The sequence below is a fragment of the Rhodococcus oxybenzonivorans genome (genome assembly GCF_003130705.1).
In the GTDB taxonomy this organism is placed as follows: domain Bacteria; phylum Actinomycetota; class Actinomycetes; order Mycobacteriales; family Mycobacteriaceae; genus Rhodococcus_F; species Rhodococcus_F oxybenzonivorans.
The window spans coordinates 5,426,724-5,442,446 of the sequence record NZ_CP021354.1; the positions used below are offsets into that span (position 1 = coordinate 5,426,724).

Annotated in this window: 18 protein-coding genes; 12 read left to right on the plus strand and 6 right to left on the minus strand. The window is 66.2% G+C overall.

All coding sequences use genetic code 11. The annotated features are described in order from the left end of the window. Positions 1–15 precede the first annotated feature (15 nt). Positions 16–1,176 (minus strand): glycerate kinase, encoded by a 1,161-nt coding sequence (locus CBI38_RS25285; protein WP_109333211.1) that lies wholly within the window; start codon positions 1,174–1,176, stop codon positions 16–18. A gap of 165 nt (positions 1,177–1,341) precedes the next feature. Continuing rightward, a complete protein-coding gene (locus CBI38_RS25290; protein WP_109333213.1) occupies positions 1,342–2,019 on the minus strand; it encodes a formylglycine-generating enzyme family protein in 678 nt (225 codons plus the stop codon). 376 nt (positions 2,020–2,395) lie between these two features. On the opposite strand from CBI38_RS25290, the gene CBI38_RS25295 reads away from it, so the two are divergent. Both CBI38_RS25295 and CBI38_RS25300 read left to right on the plus strand, forming a co-directional pair. After that, the gene (locus tag CBI38_RS25295; RefSeq protein ID WP_109333215.1) at positions 2,396–3,382 is read left to right on the plus strand and encodes an ATP-binding cassette domain-containing protein; all 987 of its coding nucleotides are present in this window, start codon (positions 2,396–2,398) and stop codon (positions 3,380–3,382) included. Then, a complete protein-coding gene (locus CBI38_RS25300; protein ID WP_109333217.1) occupies positions 3,379–4,236 on the plus strand; it encodes an ABC transporter permease in 858 nt (285 codons plus the stop codon). The genes CBI38_RS25295 and CBI38_RS25300 overlap by 4 nt, the downstream gene beginning before the upstream one ends. Positions 4,237–4,251: 15 nt before the next feature. Here CBI38_RS25300 and CBI38_RS25305 read toward each other — a convergent pair whose 3' ends face one another. Next, positions 4,252–5,316, minus strand: coding sequence for an enoyl-CoA hydratase/isomerase family protein (locus tag CBI38_RS25305; RefSeq protein ID WP_109333219.1), 1,065 nt, complete (start codon positions 5,314–5,316; stop codon positions 4,252–4,254). A gap of 69 nt (positions 5,317–5,385) precedes the next feature. Between CBI38_RS25305 and CBI38_RS25310 the strand changes: the two genes are divergently transcribed. The 7 genes from CBI38_RS25310 to CBI38_RS25340 all read left to right on the plus strand — a co-directional run bounded on the left by CBI38_RS25310 (position 5,386) and on the right by CBI38_RS25340 (position 10,886). Further along, complete coding sequence (locus CBI38_RS25310; protein ID WP_230989958.1) at positions 5,386–6,636, plus strand: CoA transferase; 1,251 nt, start codon at positions 5,386–5,388, stop codon at positions 6,634–6,636. Beyond that, positions 6,633–8,057, plus strand: a complete 1,425-nt coding sequence (locus CBI38_RS25315) for an amidohydrolase family protein (protein WP_109333223.1) — start codon at positions 6,633–6,635, stop codon at positions 8,055–8,057. The genes CBI38_RS25310 and CBI38_RS25315 overlap by 4 nt, the downstream gene beginning before the upstream one ends. A 59-nt stretch (positions 8,058–8,116) precedes the next feature. Then, positions 8,117–8,512: a DUF1801 domain-containing protein gene (locus tag CBI38_RS25320; protein WP_109335345.1), complete on the plus strand. Its 396-nt coding sequence runs from the start codon at positions 8,117–8,119 to the stop codon at positions 8,510–8,512. A 46-nt stretch (positions 8,513–8,558) separates the two neighbouring features. Further along, a complete protein-coding gene (gene ligD / locus CBI38_RS25325) occupies positions 8,559–9,530 on the plus strand; it encodes a non-homologous end-joining DNA ligase (RefSeq protein WP_109333225.1) in 972 nt (323 codons plus the stop codon). 90 nt (positions 9,531–9,620) lie between these two features. Next, a complete protein-coding gene (locus CBI38_RS25330) occupies positions 9,621–9,938 on the plus strand; it encodes an ArsR/SmtB family transcription factor (RefSeq protein WP_109333227.1) in 318 nt (105 codons plus the stop codon). Further along, complete coding sequence (locus CBI38_RS25335; protein ID WP_109333229.1) at positions 9,935–10,498, plus strand: SRPBCC family protein; 564 nt, start codon at positions 9,935–9,937, stop codon at positions 10,496–10,498. Before CBI38_RS25330 ends, CBI38_RS25335 begins: the two co-directional genes overlap by 4 nt. A 40-nt stretch (positions 10,499–10,538) precedes the next feature. Continuing rightward, a complete protein-coding gene (locus CBI38_RS25340; RefSeq protein WP_109335346.1) occupies positions 10,539–10,886 on the plus strand; it encodes a VOC family protein in 348 nt (115 codons plus the stop codon). A 7-nt stretch (positions 10,887–10,893) separates the two neighbouring features. On the opposite strand, the gene CBI38_RS25345 is transcribed toward CBI38_RS25340, so the two are convergent. Continuing rightward, complete coding sequence (locus tag CBI38_RS25345; protein WP_109333231.1) at positions 10,894–11,373, minus strand: sigma factor-like helix-turn-helix DNA-binding protein; 480 nt, start codon at positions 11,371–11,373, stop codon at positions 10,894–10,896. A gap of 71 nt (positions 11,374–11,444) precedes the next feature. Next, positions 11,445–11,906: an alternative ribosome rescue aminoacyl-tRNA hydrolase ArfB gene (gene arfB, locus CBI38_RS25350; protein WP_109335347.1), complete on the minus strand. Its 462-nt coding sequence runs from the start codon at positions 11,904–11,906 to the stop codon at positions 11,445–11,447. 137 nt (positions 11,907–12,043) lie between these two features. Between arfB and CBI38_RS25355 the strand changes: the two genes are divergently transcribed. Together CBI38_RS25355 and CBI38_RS25360 are read left to right on the plus strand one after the other, a co-directional pair. Then, positions 12,044–13,108 carry a GmrSD restriction endonuclease domain-containing protein gene (locus tag CBI38_RS25355; protein ID WP_109333233.1) on the plus strand — a complete coding sequence of 355 codons (1,065 nt, stop codon included), beginning with the start codon at positions 12,044–12,046 and terminating at the stop codon, positions 13,106–13,108. A gap of 126 nt (positions 13,109–13,234) precedes the next feature. Then, positions 13,235–13,522 carry a LuxR C-terminal-related transcriptional regulator gene (locus tag CBI38_RS25360; RefSeq protein WP_201453408.1) on the plus strand — a complete coding sequence of 96 codons (288 nt, stop codon included), beginning with the start codon at positions 13,235–13,237 and terminating at the stop codon, positions 13,520–13,522. A 3-nt stretch (positions 13,523–13,525) separates the two neighbouring features. Here the strand turns inward: CBI38_RS25360 and CBI38_RS25365 are convergent, their stop codons facing one another. Beyond that, positions 13,526–14,812 (minus strand): lactate 2-monooxygenase, encoded by a 1,287-nt coding sequence (locus tag CBI38_RS25365; protein ID WP_109333235.1) that lies wholly within the window; start codon positions 14,810–14,812, stop codon positions 13,526–13,528. Positions 14,813–14,947: 135 nt separating this feature from the next. Here CBI38_RS25365 and CBI38_RS25370 point away from each other — a divergent pair, with 135 nt between their 5' ends. Beyond that, entirely contained in the window at positions 14,948–15,721 is a 774-nt protein-coding gene (locus CBI38_RS25370) for a VOC family protein (RefSeq protein WP_109333237.1), read from the plus strand. Positions 15,722–15,723: the final 2 nt, after the last annotated feature.

Here is a 15,723-nt window from a genome sequence, read left to right on the forward strand (position 1 = left end):
CGAACGCATCGGCAGTCACTCACGAGCGCCCAGAGCGGCACCGAGAAGACCACCGATCTGCGCCGAAACTTCGCGAACGAGGTAGGCGCTGTTCGCGACCATGTCCGTGAGGCTCGAAGGACCCTTGGCGATGGAGAACGCCGAAACGACTCCAGAAGAAGCAATTTCGGCAGCCGACAGCTGAACCGTTCCCGCGATCACGACGACCGGGCAACTCGGTGGGGTGACGTCGAGGACGCCGCGGACGACCTTCCCTCGCAGCGACTGCGAGTCGAACGAACCCTCGCCCGTCAGAACCACGTCTGCATGAGCGCAGAGGTCGCGCAGTCCGACGACGTCCGAGACCAAACGGGCTCCGGGTGTGAGTTCGGCTCCCAGAAGTGGCACCAGGCAGGCCGGCATTCCACCGGCAGCGCCCGCTCCTGGATGCTGGGCGATGTCGATACCGGTCGCAGCTCTAATGATCCGCGCAAGGTGCTCAAGCCCGGCGTCGAGGTCGATCACGTTCTGTGGTGTCGCCCCCTTCTGCGGACCGAACACCGCTGCCGCGCCGGATGATCCACACAATGGGTTGTCGACGTCTGTGGCGACGCGCCACCGGACGTGACGGGCGCGCGGATGAAGCTGGGAATCATCGACAGACGCGATACTCGCAAGGCCGGCTCCACCGGGTTCCACCTCACGACCGTCGGAATCGAGGAACCGCATCCCGAGTGCTCGGAGAAACCCCGTCCCGCCGTCCGTGCTCGCCGATCCGCCGATGCACAGCACGATTTCGCCGACGCCCTGGTCCAGCAGAGTATGCGCGATGACACCGACGCCGTAGCTGTCTGCGCGCATGGGCTGCAGGGGGATATCGGACACCTGCGGAAGACCGTTCGCTTCGGCGGCTTCGATGATGCCGACCACTCCGTCATTCGAAATTCCGTATCGAGCCGTCCGTGCCCGCCCCACCGCGTCGGTCGTATCGAGAAATCTTGGAACGGCGTGCCAGTTGGCGAGTAGTGCATCCAGGGTGCCCTCGCCGCCGTCGGCAAGGGGGCACTCGATGATGACCGTGTCCGGACCGAGCGCACTTCGCACACCTTCGGCCATCGCTGCGGCGACCTCGGCAGCCGTCAGACTCCCCTTGAAGGAGTCGGGCGCGATGACGACCGTGGGGTGACGACGAAGCATGCGACGGAGCCTAGGTCACTATCGGGCCCTTCGCAGGGGCAGAGGAACCAGATTTCATCCGGCCGGACGAGGCTCGAGGTATCGAGGACAGCAGCTGTCCTGAATGGCTTCTAGCCTGATGCCAACCGAATGAAAGGAGATCCGATGACGCTCGTTCCGCGCAGGTCAGAGCGACCGTGCCACTCGAAATCCGAGATCGTCGATGGAGAACGACGGGTGACTGCGACGACGGCACGTCGCCCCACATCCTCGGGCTTCCTCGGCCCAGCTCCCGCCGCGGAAGGTTCGGTACGAGCCGTACACCTCGGCGTCGTACACATCCCAGCACCACTCCCACACGTTCCCCAACATGTCATGGAGGCCCCACGCGTTGGGCGCTTTTCCGCCCACCCCATGGACGTGTCCGCCGGAATTGCCGCTGTACCAAGCGATGTCGTCGAGTTCGCCGTATCGGTATCCGGATGTTCCTGCTTTGCAGGCGTACTGCCACTCCGCTTCCGTGGGCAGGCGGTATCCGTCGGACTCGCGAGTACACGAAACCTGCCGGCCGCCTTCCGTCACCGAGTAGTACTCCGTCAGCCCCGATTCCCGCGACAGCACATTGCAGAAATCGACGGCGTCGTGCCACGAGACGTCGACCACCGGCGCGGCACCATTGGAGGAAGACTTCGCGGAATCGTTCATGATGCGGGAATACAGCGAAGCGGTGACGGGACTACCCGCGAGGAGGAAGCTCTCGAGTTCCACCGTCCACGCCGTCTTCCTTCGGTCGTCTCTCAACGCAACTTCGCCGGCAGGGATTCGGGCCATCGCGACATCGAGGCCGACCCCCGGATTCCACATGTAACGACCCTTCGCAATCAGCTGGATTACCGTGCATCATTCTTCAAGGCATTAGACCCAGCGGGCATCACGCGGTCAAGGCTTTCACTCAGCCGACCTGTCCGTCACCGGTACAGGAAGGCCGCCGTCTGCTTGACCTCGAGTGAACTCGAGGTAATAGCGTCCGATCATGATCATCAGGTGTTCAGCCGTCCGAAATATACAAGCGACATCGTCCGGGCAACCTGTAAGTTGGTCTGCGATCAACGGGGGACGACGTGATTCGTAACAAACATCGAAGCGTGCGGGCTTCACCGTGCGCCGCCACGCTGCGGCACACACACTCAGGCGCACACCACTGTGACGGTTCGCCGTCACTTCAGGCAGGGAGATCTTCATGACATCCGAAGCGGCAATCGAGGCCATAGACCTGGTCAAACGATTCGGCGACAACGTGGCCGTCGATGGGGTGAGCTTCACGGTTCCGCAGGGATCCGTTCTCGGATTGCTCGGCCCCAACGGCGCGGGCAAGACCACGACAGTGCGGATGATGACCACCCTGAGTGTCCCCACCAGTGGAACTGCACGGGTGGCCGGTCACGACGTCGTCACCGACCCCGGGGCGGTGCGGCTCAGCATGGGACTGACCGGCCAGGCCGCGACCATCGACGAACTGCTGACCGGACGTGAGAACATCCGGATGATCGGCGAGCTCTACGGGCTGTCGGGCAAGGCAGCTCGCCGTGCCAGCGACGAACTCCTCGAACGGTTCTCCCTCACCTCCGCCGGTGACCGGATCGCTCGAACCTATTCGGGTGGAATGCGCAGGCGTCTCGACCTCGCCGTGAGTCTCGTTGCCACACCACCGGTGCTGTTCCTCGACGAACCCACAACCGGACTCGACCCGGCCAGTCGGATCGAATTGTGGGATGTACTCCGGGAACTGGTCGAGGACGGAACGACACTGCTGCTGACGACGCAGTATCTCGAGGAAGCCGACCAACTTGCCGACAAGATCGTCGTCATCGACAAGGGCAAGGTCATCGCCTCCGGCACCCCGGTGCAACTGAAGGACCAATCCGGCAAGGCCAGTCTCGTTCTGACGGTGTCGCACGTGGCCGATCTCGACGAGGCCGAGCGCATGCTCCGCCAGCACGTCTCGGACGTGCGGGTCGACAGGTCGGCCCGGCAACTGTCGGCGCCGACCGACGGTCTACGCGACATGACGCGTATCGCGAATCTTTTCGACGACAGCACCATCCTTCTCGATGACATCGGTCTCAAACGTCCGAGCCTCGACGATGTCTTCCTGAGCCTGACCGGTCACCGCGCCGAGACGGCCGAAACCGCACGTACCTCAGATGACCTGGAGACAGCCAGATGACCACCACATCCACACTGAACCCCACCGCGATCGGTACCCGGCTGACTCGTCCCGACATCAAGCCTGCGGGACTGGCACGTCAATCGTGGATCGTGGTGCGGCGGAACCTCACCCACATCAAGCGGATGCCGGAGATGCTGCTGGATGTCACCATCCAGCCGGTGATGTTCGTTCTGCTGTTCGCCTACGTTTTCGGTGGGTCGATCATGACGTCGGGCGCGAACTACCGCGAATGGTTGCTCCCCGGCATCATGGCTCAGACCATGGTGTTCTCCTGCTTCGTGGTCGCCGTGGGGTTGAACTCGGACCTCGACAAGGGCATCGTCGATCGCTTCCGGTCACTACCGATCTCACGGTCGTCGATCCTCATCGGCCGGAGCGTGTCCAGCATCATCCACTCCAGCATCGGCGTCGTCGTCATGTCGCTGACCGGCCTCCTCATCGGCTGGCGCATTCACAACGGCTTCGGTGAGGCGGTACTCGCGTTCGCGCTGCTGTTGCTGTTCGGCTTCGCGATGATCTGGTTCGGCATCCTCGTCGGATCGTTGATGCGCTCGGTCGAGGCGGTCCAGGGGTTCATGTTCACCTCGATGTTCCCCATCACGTTCCTGGCCAACACCTTCGCACCCACCGAACAGATGCCGACCTGGCTGCGGACCATCGCGGAATGGAACCCGATCTCCGCGCTCGTGCAGGCCATGCGCCAGCTGTGGGGCAACGCTCCCGCAGCACCCGCCGGCGCGGCGTGGCCGCTCCATCACGCGGTTCCGGTCACGATCGGCTGGTCACTGCTGCTGATCGCGATCTTCGCGCCCCTCGCGGTGCGAGCCTTTCTGAACCGGACCCGCGACTGACCGATACGGACGGAGCTAGCCCGACACCTCGTCCACCAGCCCCCACACCATCGCAGTCTGCGCGTCGAGGGCAACGCCGGTCACGCACAGCCAGAAGGCACGCCAGCGTCCGATCCGCCGCGGCACGCTGACGGTGCCGCCGGCACCGGGGATCAGCCCCATCGCCACCTCGGGAAGCCGGAAAAGGGAGTCCGGGCGGGCGACGATTCGGTCTGCGAACGCGGGAACTTCGATTCCTGCTCCCACGCAGCTACCGTGCACGCGGACCTCGATCCGGTCCGCGAGCTGCGCGACGAGCCGGCCGGCGCCCGCCCGGGTGCGGATCAGATGGGCGGTGGCCAGGTCGGGTGTCGTGCCGAATTCGTCGAGGTCACCCCCCGCGGAGAAGGAAGGTCCGGAGCCGTCGAGAACGATTTTCGTGATGGTGGTGTCCACGAGTGCGAGCCGCAGCGCCTCGACCAGACCGTCACGGACCTCGGCGCCGTAAGCGTTGCGGCGTTCGGGCCGATTCACAGTGACAAGAAGCTCGTCGTCCTCCCGCCGGACCAGCACCGGTTCCTGCGGCGAGGGCGGCGGCAACGGGCGCGGCCCTCGCTGCTCGAGCCATCGACGAAACTCCGGGCCCCCGAGCAGAGTAGAATACGCCAGCGATTCGACGTCGATCGCGGCAGGCGCCGTCAGGTGCTCGGAAAGCTTCAGCACCTGGGCCAGTACCAGCGTCGAGTGCGGGTTTTCGGCGACCTTGCGGTGCAATTCTCCGACTGCCACATCCGGGTCCGGCACGGACACCGCGACGCGGTTGCCCGGCGCCGACTCGGCGACGAGCGTCGTGTCGAGGGCGGACGCCACCTTCTGCACATCCGGTGACAACTCACGGCCACCGTGGTGCAGTCCCACAAGTATCCGGTCACTGACGCGTGCCCTGTCCGCGGCGCGCACGCAGGTGACCGGATCGGCGGCGCCGTCGAGGTTCACCGTGAGCATCGGGCTGTCGATCTCGGCGCCCTCGGACAGCAGCGGGCGGTCCGCAGCACCGTCGGCCAACTGCTCGAGCGTGATCGTTCGGACGTCGTTACCCATGGATACAGCCTGCCAGCTCCATATCGGTTGCGTGCAGCCGGGTTTCGTCCACCGCGTAGCATCGACGCCGTGCCCTCCCCCTCGACGACGGATCCCTCGGACCCGGTGCGGGACTGGGCCGACAGTGGCGTCGTCGCACTCACCGGCCGCCACGGCGGTCCCCCGATCGTGCCGCCGGGGCGAGCCGCGACCGTGGCGCGGGAAAGGGCCTCGTGGATCGCCGAGGTCACGGAACTCAGCTCGGATCCCGTGCTTGTCGACGGTCCGCGACTCCTGTCCGAACGGGCCGCCTTCACCGGGCACAGCCGGCGTGGGGACATCTCGGTCGGCGGCAGTTGTCGCCTCCTGCCCACGTCCGACGGGTGGGCGGCGGTGTCGTGTGCGCGACCCGATGATCCCAGCCTGTTGGGGGCGCTGATCAGCCGCGCCGTCGACGAGTCCGATCCCTGGCCCGCCGTTGCCGAGTGGCTGAAGACCCACACCGGATCGGAGTTGGACGAGCGGGCGGAACTGCTGGGCGTCGCGGCGGGTTCGCTCCGGTCCACGGACACGATCCCTGGTCCTCTCGTGCCGCTGGTACCTCGCTCGGTGCAGGGATTGCTGGTCGTGGATTTCAGCGCCCTGTGGGCGGGACCGCTGTGTGCTCATCTCCTCGGGTTGGCCGGCGCCCGCGTCGTGAAGGTCGAGACACCGACCCGCGCGGACGGCGCCCGCCGTGGCAACGCCGACTTCTACGCTCTCTTGCACGGCGGCCACGAGGCGGTGGTTCTCGACCCGGATACCGCCGAGGGCAGGCGGTCGCTGGCTCTGTTGGTCGAGGCGGCCGACATCGTCATCGAGGCATCCCGGCCGCGCGCGCTCCGGCGCTTCGGCCTCGATGCCGACGAAGCGGTGGCGCGGGGAACCACGTGGGTGTCGATCACCGCCGCCGGGCGCGGGTCGGATCGGATCGGCTTCGGTGACGACCTCGCCGCGTCCGCCGGCCTGGTCTCGCACGATACGGACGGTTCCCCGTTGTTCGTCGGTGACGCGATCGCCGACCCCCTCACCGGTCTCACGGCCGCAGCACTGGCGATGTCGGCTCCCGCCGACGGATCGGGGTACCTGTGGGACATCTCGATGTCCGCGGTCGTGGCGGCCACGTTGACCGGCGAGTCCGAGGTGCAGTCCGAACGGCGAAGCGGTCATTGGGTCCTCGTGACGGACTCGGGTGTGGCCGATGTCGCGCATCCGCACCGCCGGACACCGCGAGGGCGGGTCGCGGATGTCGGAGAGAACACCGTCGACACTCTCCGCAGCCTCGGAATTCCGGTGCCATGAGCGACCTCGTCATTCGCAACGCGGAATTGGGCGGCGTGTCCGGTGTCGACATACGTATCTCCGACGGAACGGTCACCCAGATCGGGCGCGGAATCACCCCGGCAGGCGCCGAGGTGATCGACGCCGACGGTGGGGCTGTGCTGCCCGGACTCACCGACCATCACCTGCACCTGCACGCCATGGCCGCCGACGCCGTCTCGGTTCGGTGCGGGCCTCCCCACGTTCGCGATCGCGGAGATCTCACTCGCGCACTCGAACGTGCCCAGGCCGACGACAACGGGTGGGTGCGCGGTGTCGGATACGCTGAAACTGTTGCCGGCGAGCTGGATTCATCTGTTCTCGACACCCTGCACGGGCAACGGCCGGTGCGGATTCAACATCGGAGCGGGGCAATGTGGGTGCTCAACGGCGCCGCTGCGGCGGCCGTGCGCCTCGCAGAGGCCGACCACCCAGGAGTCGAGCGCGACCACGCCGGGACCCCGACCGGGCGGGTCTGGCGCGCCGACACCTGGCTGCGTGAACGCCTGCCACGCTCACAACCACCCCGGTTGGCAACCATCGGTGCGGCGCTGGCCCGTTTCGGGATCACGACCGTCACCGACGCCACCCCCGACCTTTCCGCCGGGTCGCAGCAGGCCATCGGTTCTGCCGTCCGCTCTCGCGAACTTCCCCAGCGGGTGCATCTGCTCGGCGCTCCGCTTCGAGGCGACCCGGACACCGTGGCGGGACGCGTCAGCGTGGGCCCGTACAAGATCGTGCTGGCAGATTCGGGTTTTCCGGACCTCACGGAGTTGGCCGACCTCATCCGCGACGTTCACGCGCTCGGCCGCGCCGTCGCCGTCCACTGCGTGAGCCGGGAAGCGCTGCTCATTCTTCTCAGCGTGTTCGACGAGGTCGGCACAGTTCCGGGTGACCGTATCGAACACGGCGCACTCATCCCCCGCGAGAGCCTCGACGACGTTCGCCGACGGGGATTGCGGGTGGTGACGCAGCCGGGTTTCCTCGCGCACCGCGGCGACGACTACCTGCGCGACGTCGACCCGCGGGACCTCCCGGATCTCTACCGCTGTCGCTCGCTGATCGACGCCGGCGTCCCCCTCGCACTGTCGAGTGATGCCCCCTACGGGCCGCTCGATCCGTGGCAGGTGATCGCAACAGCCGTCGACCGCCGCGCACCCACCGGCGATATCGTGGGCATCGACGAGCGCATCACCGCTGCCGAAGCCCTGGACCGCTACCTCGCACCCGCCGGGGACCCGGGTGGCCGGCCCCGCGGAGTCACCGTGGGAGGACCCGCCGACGTGGTGCTGTTGCACGTTCCGCTCGACGAAGCGTTGCGGATACTCGGCTCCGAAGTCGTTCGGAGCACCGTACTGGACGGAATCGTCACTTACGCTGCGTCCGTGGACAATTCCCATTGAGCCGAGGAGTCGATCCGGATTCGCCGCCGACCGGGCATTTCGGCGCTATCGTGTTTTCGATGACGTACACACCCGATCCGCGTGTCGACGCCTACATCGATGCCTTGCCGGAGTGGCAGCAGACGATCTGCAGGGAAGTCCGGGAGCTCGTACACGAGGCGGATCCGGAGGTCACCGAAACTATCAAGCGCACCGTCCAGCCGTACTTCGTGCTGCAGGGCAATGTGTGCGCACTGCTGGCGGCGAAAGATCATGTCAACGTGTTTCTGTACGACGGCGGTATCGTCCCCGATCCGGACGGAATCATCACCGCCGGCCACGACAACAAGACCGCGCGCACGGTGGCGTTCCGGGAAGGCGAGAAGATCGATGCACCGCCGCTGCTGGCGATGTTTCAGCAGATCATCGCCAATAACCGTGCGGGCGGGTGGCGGAAGTTGGAGAAGGAGATGTAGCTCGGAAAGTGCGCGAGTGGTGCCTTCCGGGGGTTAGGTTGGCTGCATGGCGACCGGCAAGAGCAAGTCTCCCGCTGTCGAGCTGGCGGTCGGTGATCGCACCGTGCGGATTTCTCATCCGGAACGCGTGTATTTTCCGGCCACGGGGGCGACGAAACTCGATCTCGCGAACTATTACCTGAGCGTCGGCGACGGCATCGTGCGTGCGCTCCGGGAGCGACCCTGCATGACCCACCGCTTCCCGGACGGACTGAGCGGGGAGAAAGTTCATCAGAAACGGTTGCCGCGCGGCGCACCGGATTGGGTCCAGACGGTGCGGGTGACGTTCCCCCGCTATGGGCGTCACGCCGACGAGTTGTGCGTGACGCATCTGGCCGACGTGATCTGGTCGGTGCAGATGTCCGCAGTGGAGTTCCACCCGTGGAACTCCCGCCGAGCGGACGTGGAGAAACCCGACGAGTGGCGTATCGATCTCGATCCCATGCCCGACTGCGGTTTCGACAGGGTGCAGCGCGTCGCCGGTGTCGTGCACGAGGTGCTCGACGAACTGGGGGCGACGGGCTGGCCGAAAACCTCCGGCGGATCCGGCGTCCATGTCTACGTGCGCATTCAGCCTGACTACGGATTCGACGACGTGCGCCGTGCGGCGCTGGCCTTCGCCCGTGAAGTCGAGCGGAGGGCGCCGAAAGATGTGACCACGACGTGGTGGCGTAAGGACCGCGACCCCGAGAAGGTTTTCGTGGACTACAACCAGAACGCCCGCGACCACACCATCGCCAGTGCGTATTCGGTGCGGGGTGTGGCCGAGGCAACGGTTTCGACGCCGGTGTCCTGGGACGAGATCGACGACGTCGACCCGCGGGAATTCACCATCGCCACGGTTCCCGCCCGCTTCGAGAAACTCGGTGACCTGCACGCCGGAATCGACGATGCGGTGTTTTCGCTGGCGCCCCTGCTGGAATGGGCGGAGCGGGACGAAGCCGCCGGCCAACCCGATCCCGGTGGCGCCGAGGACTGATCACCGACGCCACCACCCATCCGGCGTGATGGTCGCGAGCCGCGCTCATATGCCTTGACGCGTATATACCCGAAGGCGCATACTCGAACCATGGCGCTCGATGTGTTCACCGTGGTGGCCGAGCCGCAGCGCCGCCGGATTCTGGAACAGTTGCGCCGCGGCCAGGCGAGCGTCGGAGAGCTGGTCGACGTCCTCGACCTCTCGCAGCCCACGGTGTCGAAGCATCTACGGATACTGCGCCAGGCGGGGTTCGTCACGTGCCGCACGGCGGCGCAGCACCGTATCTACAGCTTGCACCGTGACCCGTTCGACGAACTCGAGGCGTGGCTCCGGCCGTACCGCCAACAGTGGGATCGCCACCTCGACGCACTCGGACATCACCTCGATTCGAAGGAGAACAGGACATGACAGAGACCAATCGCCGGAGCGCGTACCGCCCCGGACCACTCGGTCGAGCCGAGACCACACCGGACGGCGACCGGTGGACGCTGACGTTCGTTCGCGAGTTCCCGCACTCCCCGTCAGCGCTGTGGACAGCACTGACCGATCCGGCGGAACTTCCGCAATGGGCGCCGTACACGGCGAGCCGCAACCTCGGAACACTCGGCCCCGCCACGCTCGTCATGGTCGACGGGGAAGAGCGAACCGAACTCGACGGCAACGTCACACGCGCGGACGCCCCGCACATTCTCGAACACGCATGGGGCGACGACGTCCTGCATTGGCAGATCGACGAAACCGAGTCGGGAACGCGACTGACACTGCGCCACACGCTCGACGACAAACGCACCACTGCGATGACGGCCGCCGGCTGGCACATGTGCTTCGACGTGGCCGAAGCACTCTTGGGTGGCAGCCCGATCGGGCCCATTGTCGGCGGTGACGCGATGAACTACGGCTGGCGCGAACTCAACGAGCAGTACTCCGCGCTGCTCGGAGTCGAGCCGATCGACCCGACACTCGGGTGAACCGCTGACAGTGTTCGACTGCGCCAGTACGGTCGAAACCATGAGACTGCAATGGGAATCTGTTGTCGTCAACGCGGTGAATCCGGCCGCTCTCGGACAGTGGTGGGCGGCCGCCCTGGGCTGGGGGCTGGTTACCGACATCGAAGGGGATGTGCACATCCGGCCGACACCGGAGAGTCATCCGGAAATCCTGTTCGTCGCCGTTCCGGAACCCAAGCAGATACAGAACAGGCTGCATCTCGACTTTCGGCCCGACGATCAACAGGCCGAGGTCGAGCGACTCCTCGCCCTGGGCGCCAGACACGCCGACGTCGGTCAGGGACAGGAGAGTTGGGTCGTGCTCGCCGATCCGGAGGGCAACGAATTCTGTGTTCTCCGAAGTCGGTAACGCTCACTCACACAGTCGCCCCGCGCAGATCCCGGAGAGCCTCGTGTTGAACGACGAGTACCCGGCCCACCGGGACGCCGACGACCCCCGCCGTGTCGTGAACGGACAGTCCGTCGATCACTCTCAGCAGCATGATTTCCCGAGCAACGGGGTGTAGGCGCTGCAGGAGCAGCGATACCTCCCGAGGTGCGTCGACAATGCCGAATTCGGCGTCGGCGCGGGCACGGTTCACCGTTCCGGCTATCCGTCGATACACCTCGCGCACCGGAAACTCGTGAGAAGCAAGCGAAGATACGTCGCGGGCGACGACGAGCAACGCCTCCTGCGCCACCTCGCCGACCCGACGCGATGCCTCACGACCGTTCCCCAACCTGGCACGGCAGTACCGCACCACGTACGGCCACAGCAGCGTGGTCAACCGTTCGACGCCGGCACGATCCCCTGATCTAGCGGCAGTTGCCGCGGAACGCACATCGTCACCGAACATACGTCCATCCTCCGACACGTCCGACGAGGACACATCAGGGATTGTCCCCATCTCGAGATGCGTAGAAGTCCCTATAATTCGGGCTTGCGTCGCAGGTTCTTCACATGTCCGCGTTGCTTCTTCGCCTCGAGCCTGCGCCGATGGGAGCCCTTGGTCGCGGTTGTCGGGCGTCGCCGACGGGGTTCGGACAAGAGCGCCGCCCGCAACAGGGCCGACATCCGAGCCCGTGCCGCTCGGCGGTTTCGCAACTGAGACCGGGTATCGGAAGCTGTCACCGTCACCACCCCGTCGACGAGTCGGTGTCCCAGACCGACCTGCAATCGCTCGTACTGCCCCGCCGTGAGAATCGACAACGCGCGCACGTCGATCGACAGCTCCACCCGCGAATCCGTCGTATTGACGCCCTGCCCACCGGGACCGCCCGAGCGAGAGAACCGCCACTGCAACTCTGCGGCAGGAACGATCAGCGATCGAGTGATCTCGAGGTCGTCGGTGACGTCACTCCCTGGAAGTGCCCGGGGCCCGTCGCTCATGATCACAGTGTGCCCGAGGGGACGACAACGCACACATCCCAGAACCCGCGCACGAGTGTCGGAAGCGGCATGCCGGCGTAACAGAGAAGCCCCGAGCCACGATATCCCGCGGACTTCCAATATCTCCGAAGGACCGCATGACTCACGTTCCGCCACCCGTATCCGCCACCCGGCCGAAGTGGCCTTGGATCACCGGCGCGATCGTCGCGGTGATTGCCGCAATCACTTTCCTCAGCCCCACCGAGGACGACCACTCGGCTGGCGCCGCGGCAGTATCCGCCTCCGAAACTTCGGTAGGGTCGCCGACCACGACTGCACCGGCACCGGCCTCCCCACATGCGGTGCTGCCGTCGGATCCTGATCTGTCCGCCGTCGAACCCCGGATGGTCGACGGGACTCGAGCGAGCGATGCGCTTCGCCTGCTCGATACCCTGGCGATCAAGGGCCGCGCCCCGAAAACGGGTTACGACCGCGAACTCTTCGGACAGTCGTGGACGGACGACGTGACGGTGGAGGGCGGCCACAACGGTTGCGACACACGCAACGACATCCTCCGGCGCGACCTTCGGAACATCGTGTTCAAACCCGGATCCCGCGACTGTGCGGTGCAGAGCGGGACCTTGCACGACCCGTACACCGGGAACACCCTCTTCTTCGTGCGCGGCGAGACCACCTCGAGCGCCGTGCAGATCGACCACGTCGTCGCGCTGTCCGACGCGTGGCAGAAGGGCGCCCAGCAGCTCGACACCGCGACGCGTCGCGACTTCGCGAACGATCCCCGGAACCTCAAGGCGGTCGACGGCCCCACCAACCAGCAGAAGTCCGATGGTGACGCCGCGACGTGGCTGCCGCCGAACCGAGGTTTCCGCTGCACGTACGTGGCCGACCAGGTGGAAGTCAAAGCTGCCTACGGGCTGTGGGTCACCCAGGCGGAGCGCGACGCGATAGCGCGGGTCCTCCAGGATTGCGGCGGCACCTCTCCCGTGGTCGCGCCGACTCCAGCGCCTGTGCCAGCCCCAGCCCCTGCCCCTGTGCCGGCTCCAGCGCCCGTCCCCTTCGCCGAACCCGCACCCCCCAGCGCGGTGTATTACAAGAACTGCTCGGCGGCCCGGGCCGCGGGCGCTGCGCCGGTGCGCGCGGGTGACCCCGGCTATGCGTCACACCTCGATCGTGACGGGGACGGCGTCGGCTGCGAGAACTGACCCGAAATACGCCTGCGACCCGAGCCTGACGAGGCACGCGTCCAGAGCACCCGTTATCGTGAAGTGGCCTGCAGGGACGTCGGGTACCTGTAGATCTGTTGTACATGTCAGAAAGATGAGATCGGCATGACCGCTGCACCCGACGAAGTCGGCACCCCCTCTCCCCCGACGGCCCCCGCCGCGCTGACCAGGCCTGCTCTGTCAGCACGTGAGGTGGAAGTCCTGCGACACTGGTTGCGCAGCGATTCCAAGCTCGCCGTCGCCGGTGACCTGCACATCGCTCTCGGCACCGTCAACACCCACCTGAGCCGCATCCGCGAGAAGTACGCGCTGGTGGGGCGTGACGCGACCACCAAGACGGCGTTGCTGGTCCGGGCGCTTCAGGACGACATCATCACCATCGCCGAACTCTGAGGCCTACGCCCTCCGCAGGGCGTCCCGATTGATCTCACCGACCGAGGTGAGGCCGCTCAGCCCCATCGTGAGGTCGAATTCGGCGATCACATTCGCGGTGGCGTCGCGGACGCCTTCGCGGCCGGCGAGTGCCAGACCATAGAGGTGTGGCCGGCCCAGAGTGACCGCGTCCGCCCCCAGAGCCAGCGACTTGAAGACGTCGGCCCCCGTACGGATACCGCTGTCGAGGAGCACCGTCATCCTGCCGTCCACAACAGGCGCGATGTCTGCGAGAGCGTCGAGTGCCGAGACGCTGCCGTCCACCTGCCGCCCACCGTGATTGGACACCACGATGCCGTCGACACCCGTGTCGAGAGCGCGCCGGGCGTCGTCGGGATGAAGCACACCCTTGAGGAGGACGGGAAGGCTGGTCCGCTCGCGCAGCGTCTCGATGTCGCTCCAGCTCAACGACGGCCGAGAGTAGATGTCGAGGAAGGTCTCGACGGCCGCGCGGGGCTCCGGTGACCGGAGATTGTCGAGGAACCGGCCCGGGAATCGCCGGGTCATCGACACGAGGGATCGGATCGCGCCGAGTGTCACCTTGACATCGGGCTTGGCCACTGCCGCCGCGATTCGATCGCGCACGATGCGGCGGAATACCGGGTCCGAGGTGTACTGCGCGATGCCCTGCCCCTGCGCGAACGGAAGCGAACCGAGGTTGAGGTCCTCCGGCCGCCAGCCGAGCATCGTCGTGTCGAGGGTGACCACCACAGCATCCGCCCCGATCTTCTCGGCACGGTGCAGAAGACTGTCGACCAGCTCGTCGTCGGTGCTCCAGTACAACTGGAACCAGCGGGGCGCATCACCCATCACCGCGGCGCTGTCCTCCATGGGCGCGCAGCCCTGGTTCGAGAAGATGTACGGGACTCTCAGTTCTGCGGCCGCCGCCGCGATCGCGACGTCACCCTCGGGGTGCGCCAGTTCCGCGGCGCCCACCGGTGCCAGCAGGACAGGTGCGGGTAGCCGTCGTCCGAACAATTCGACGCCGATGTCGCGGCGGGAGACGTCACGCAGCACGCGCGGAACGATCTGCCATGAGTCGAACGCCTCACGGTTGGCCTGCATGGTCCGGCCCAGCCCGGCGCCGCCGTGAACGTACGCCCAGGCCTTGGGACTCATCTTCCTGCGGGCGCGGCGTTCGAGCGTCGCGAAGTCCGTCGGGACAGTGGGTGTGCGTCCCAGAACACCGTCACGGTAGATCACGTTCTGGCGGGCCCGGCCCGGGTTGTCCTGGTTCTCGCTCACAGCCATGCGCCGAGTCTTGCACAGAGCACGAAGGCGCAGAGTCGATCGGACGCGTATGTTCGGTACCGGCACCACTTCCTGCAGACCTGTCTCACCACAGCACTGCCGCGTCCACCACCGCCGACGTTCCAGGAGTCCGAGATGCCCGATCGCCAGTCCCTCACCGGCGCACCCTGTTGGATCGACCTCACCAGTTCCGACCCCGCACAAGTCATTCCGTTCTACACCGACCTGTTCGGGTGGACCGCCGACACCGATGAAGATCCTGAATACGGTGGTTACACGATCTTCGGTAAGAACGGCTCACCGATAGCCGGCCTGGGTCCGCAGCAGCCCGGCAATCCCTACGGCAACATCTGGACCAACTACATCTCGTCCGAGGACGCCCAGGCCACGGCCGCGAAAGCGGCAGACGCGGGCGGCCGGGTGATGATGCCGCCCATGGTCGTCGGCGACCAGGGCTCCATGGCCATCCTCGCCGATCCCGCCGGCGCGGTCATCGGGGTATGGCAGGCAGATCAGCACAGCGGCTTCGGACTCGTCGACGAACCGGGAGCCCCCGTCTGGCACGAGACGCTCTCCCGCAACTATGCGGCCGTGCTCCCGTTCTATGCGGACGTGTTCGGCTGGTCCTACGAATCCATGGGCGACTCAACCGAATTCCGCTACTCCCAGGCGAAGATCGGCGACCGGATGGTGGCGGGCATCATGGATGCCGACGCGTTCCTTCCCGAGGGCGTGCCGTCGTTCTGGCAGTTCTACCTCGGTGTCGACGACGCGGACGCCGCGGTGGCCCGGGTGACCGAGCTGGGCGGAAGCGTTCAGCGCGAACCGGAGGACAGCCCGTTCGGCAGGCTGGCGTCGGTGGCCGATCCGTTGGGTGCTTCCTTCCAGATCATGGGAATGCGGTCGTAACC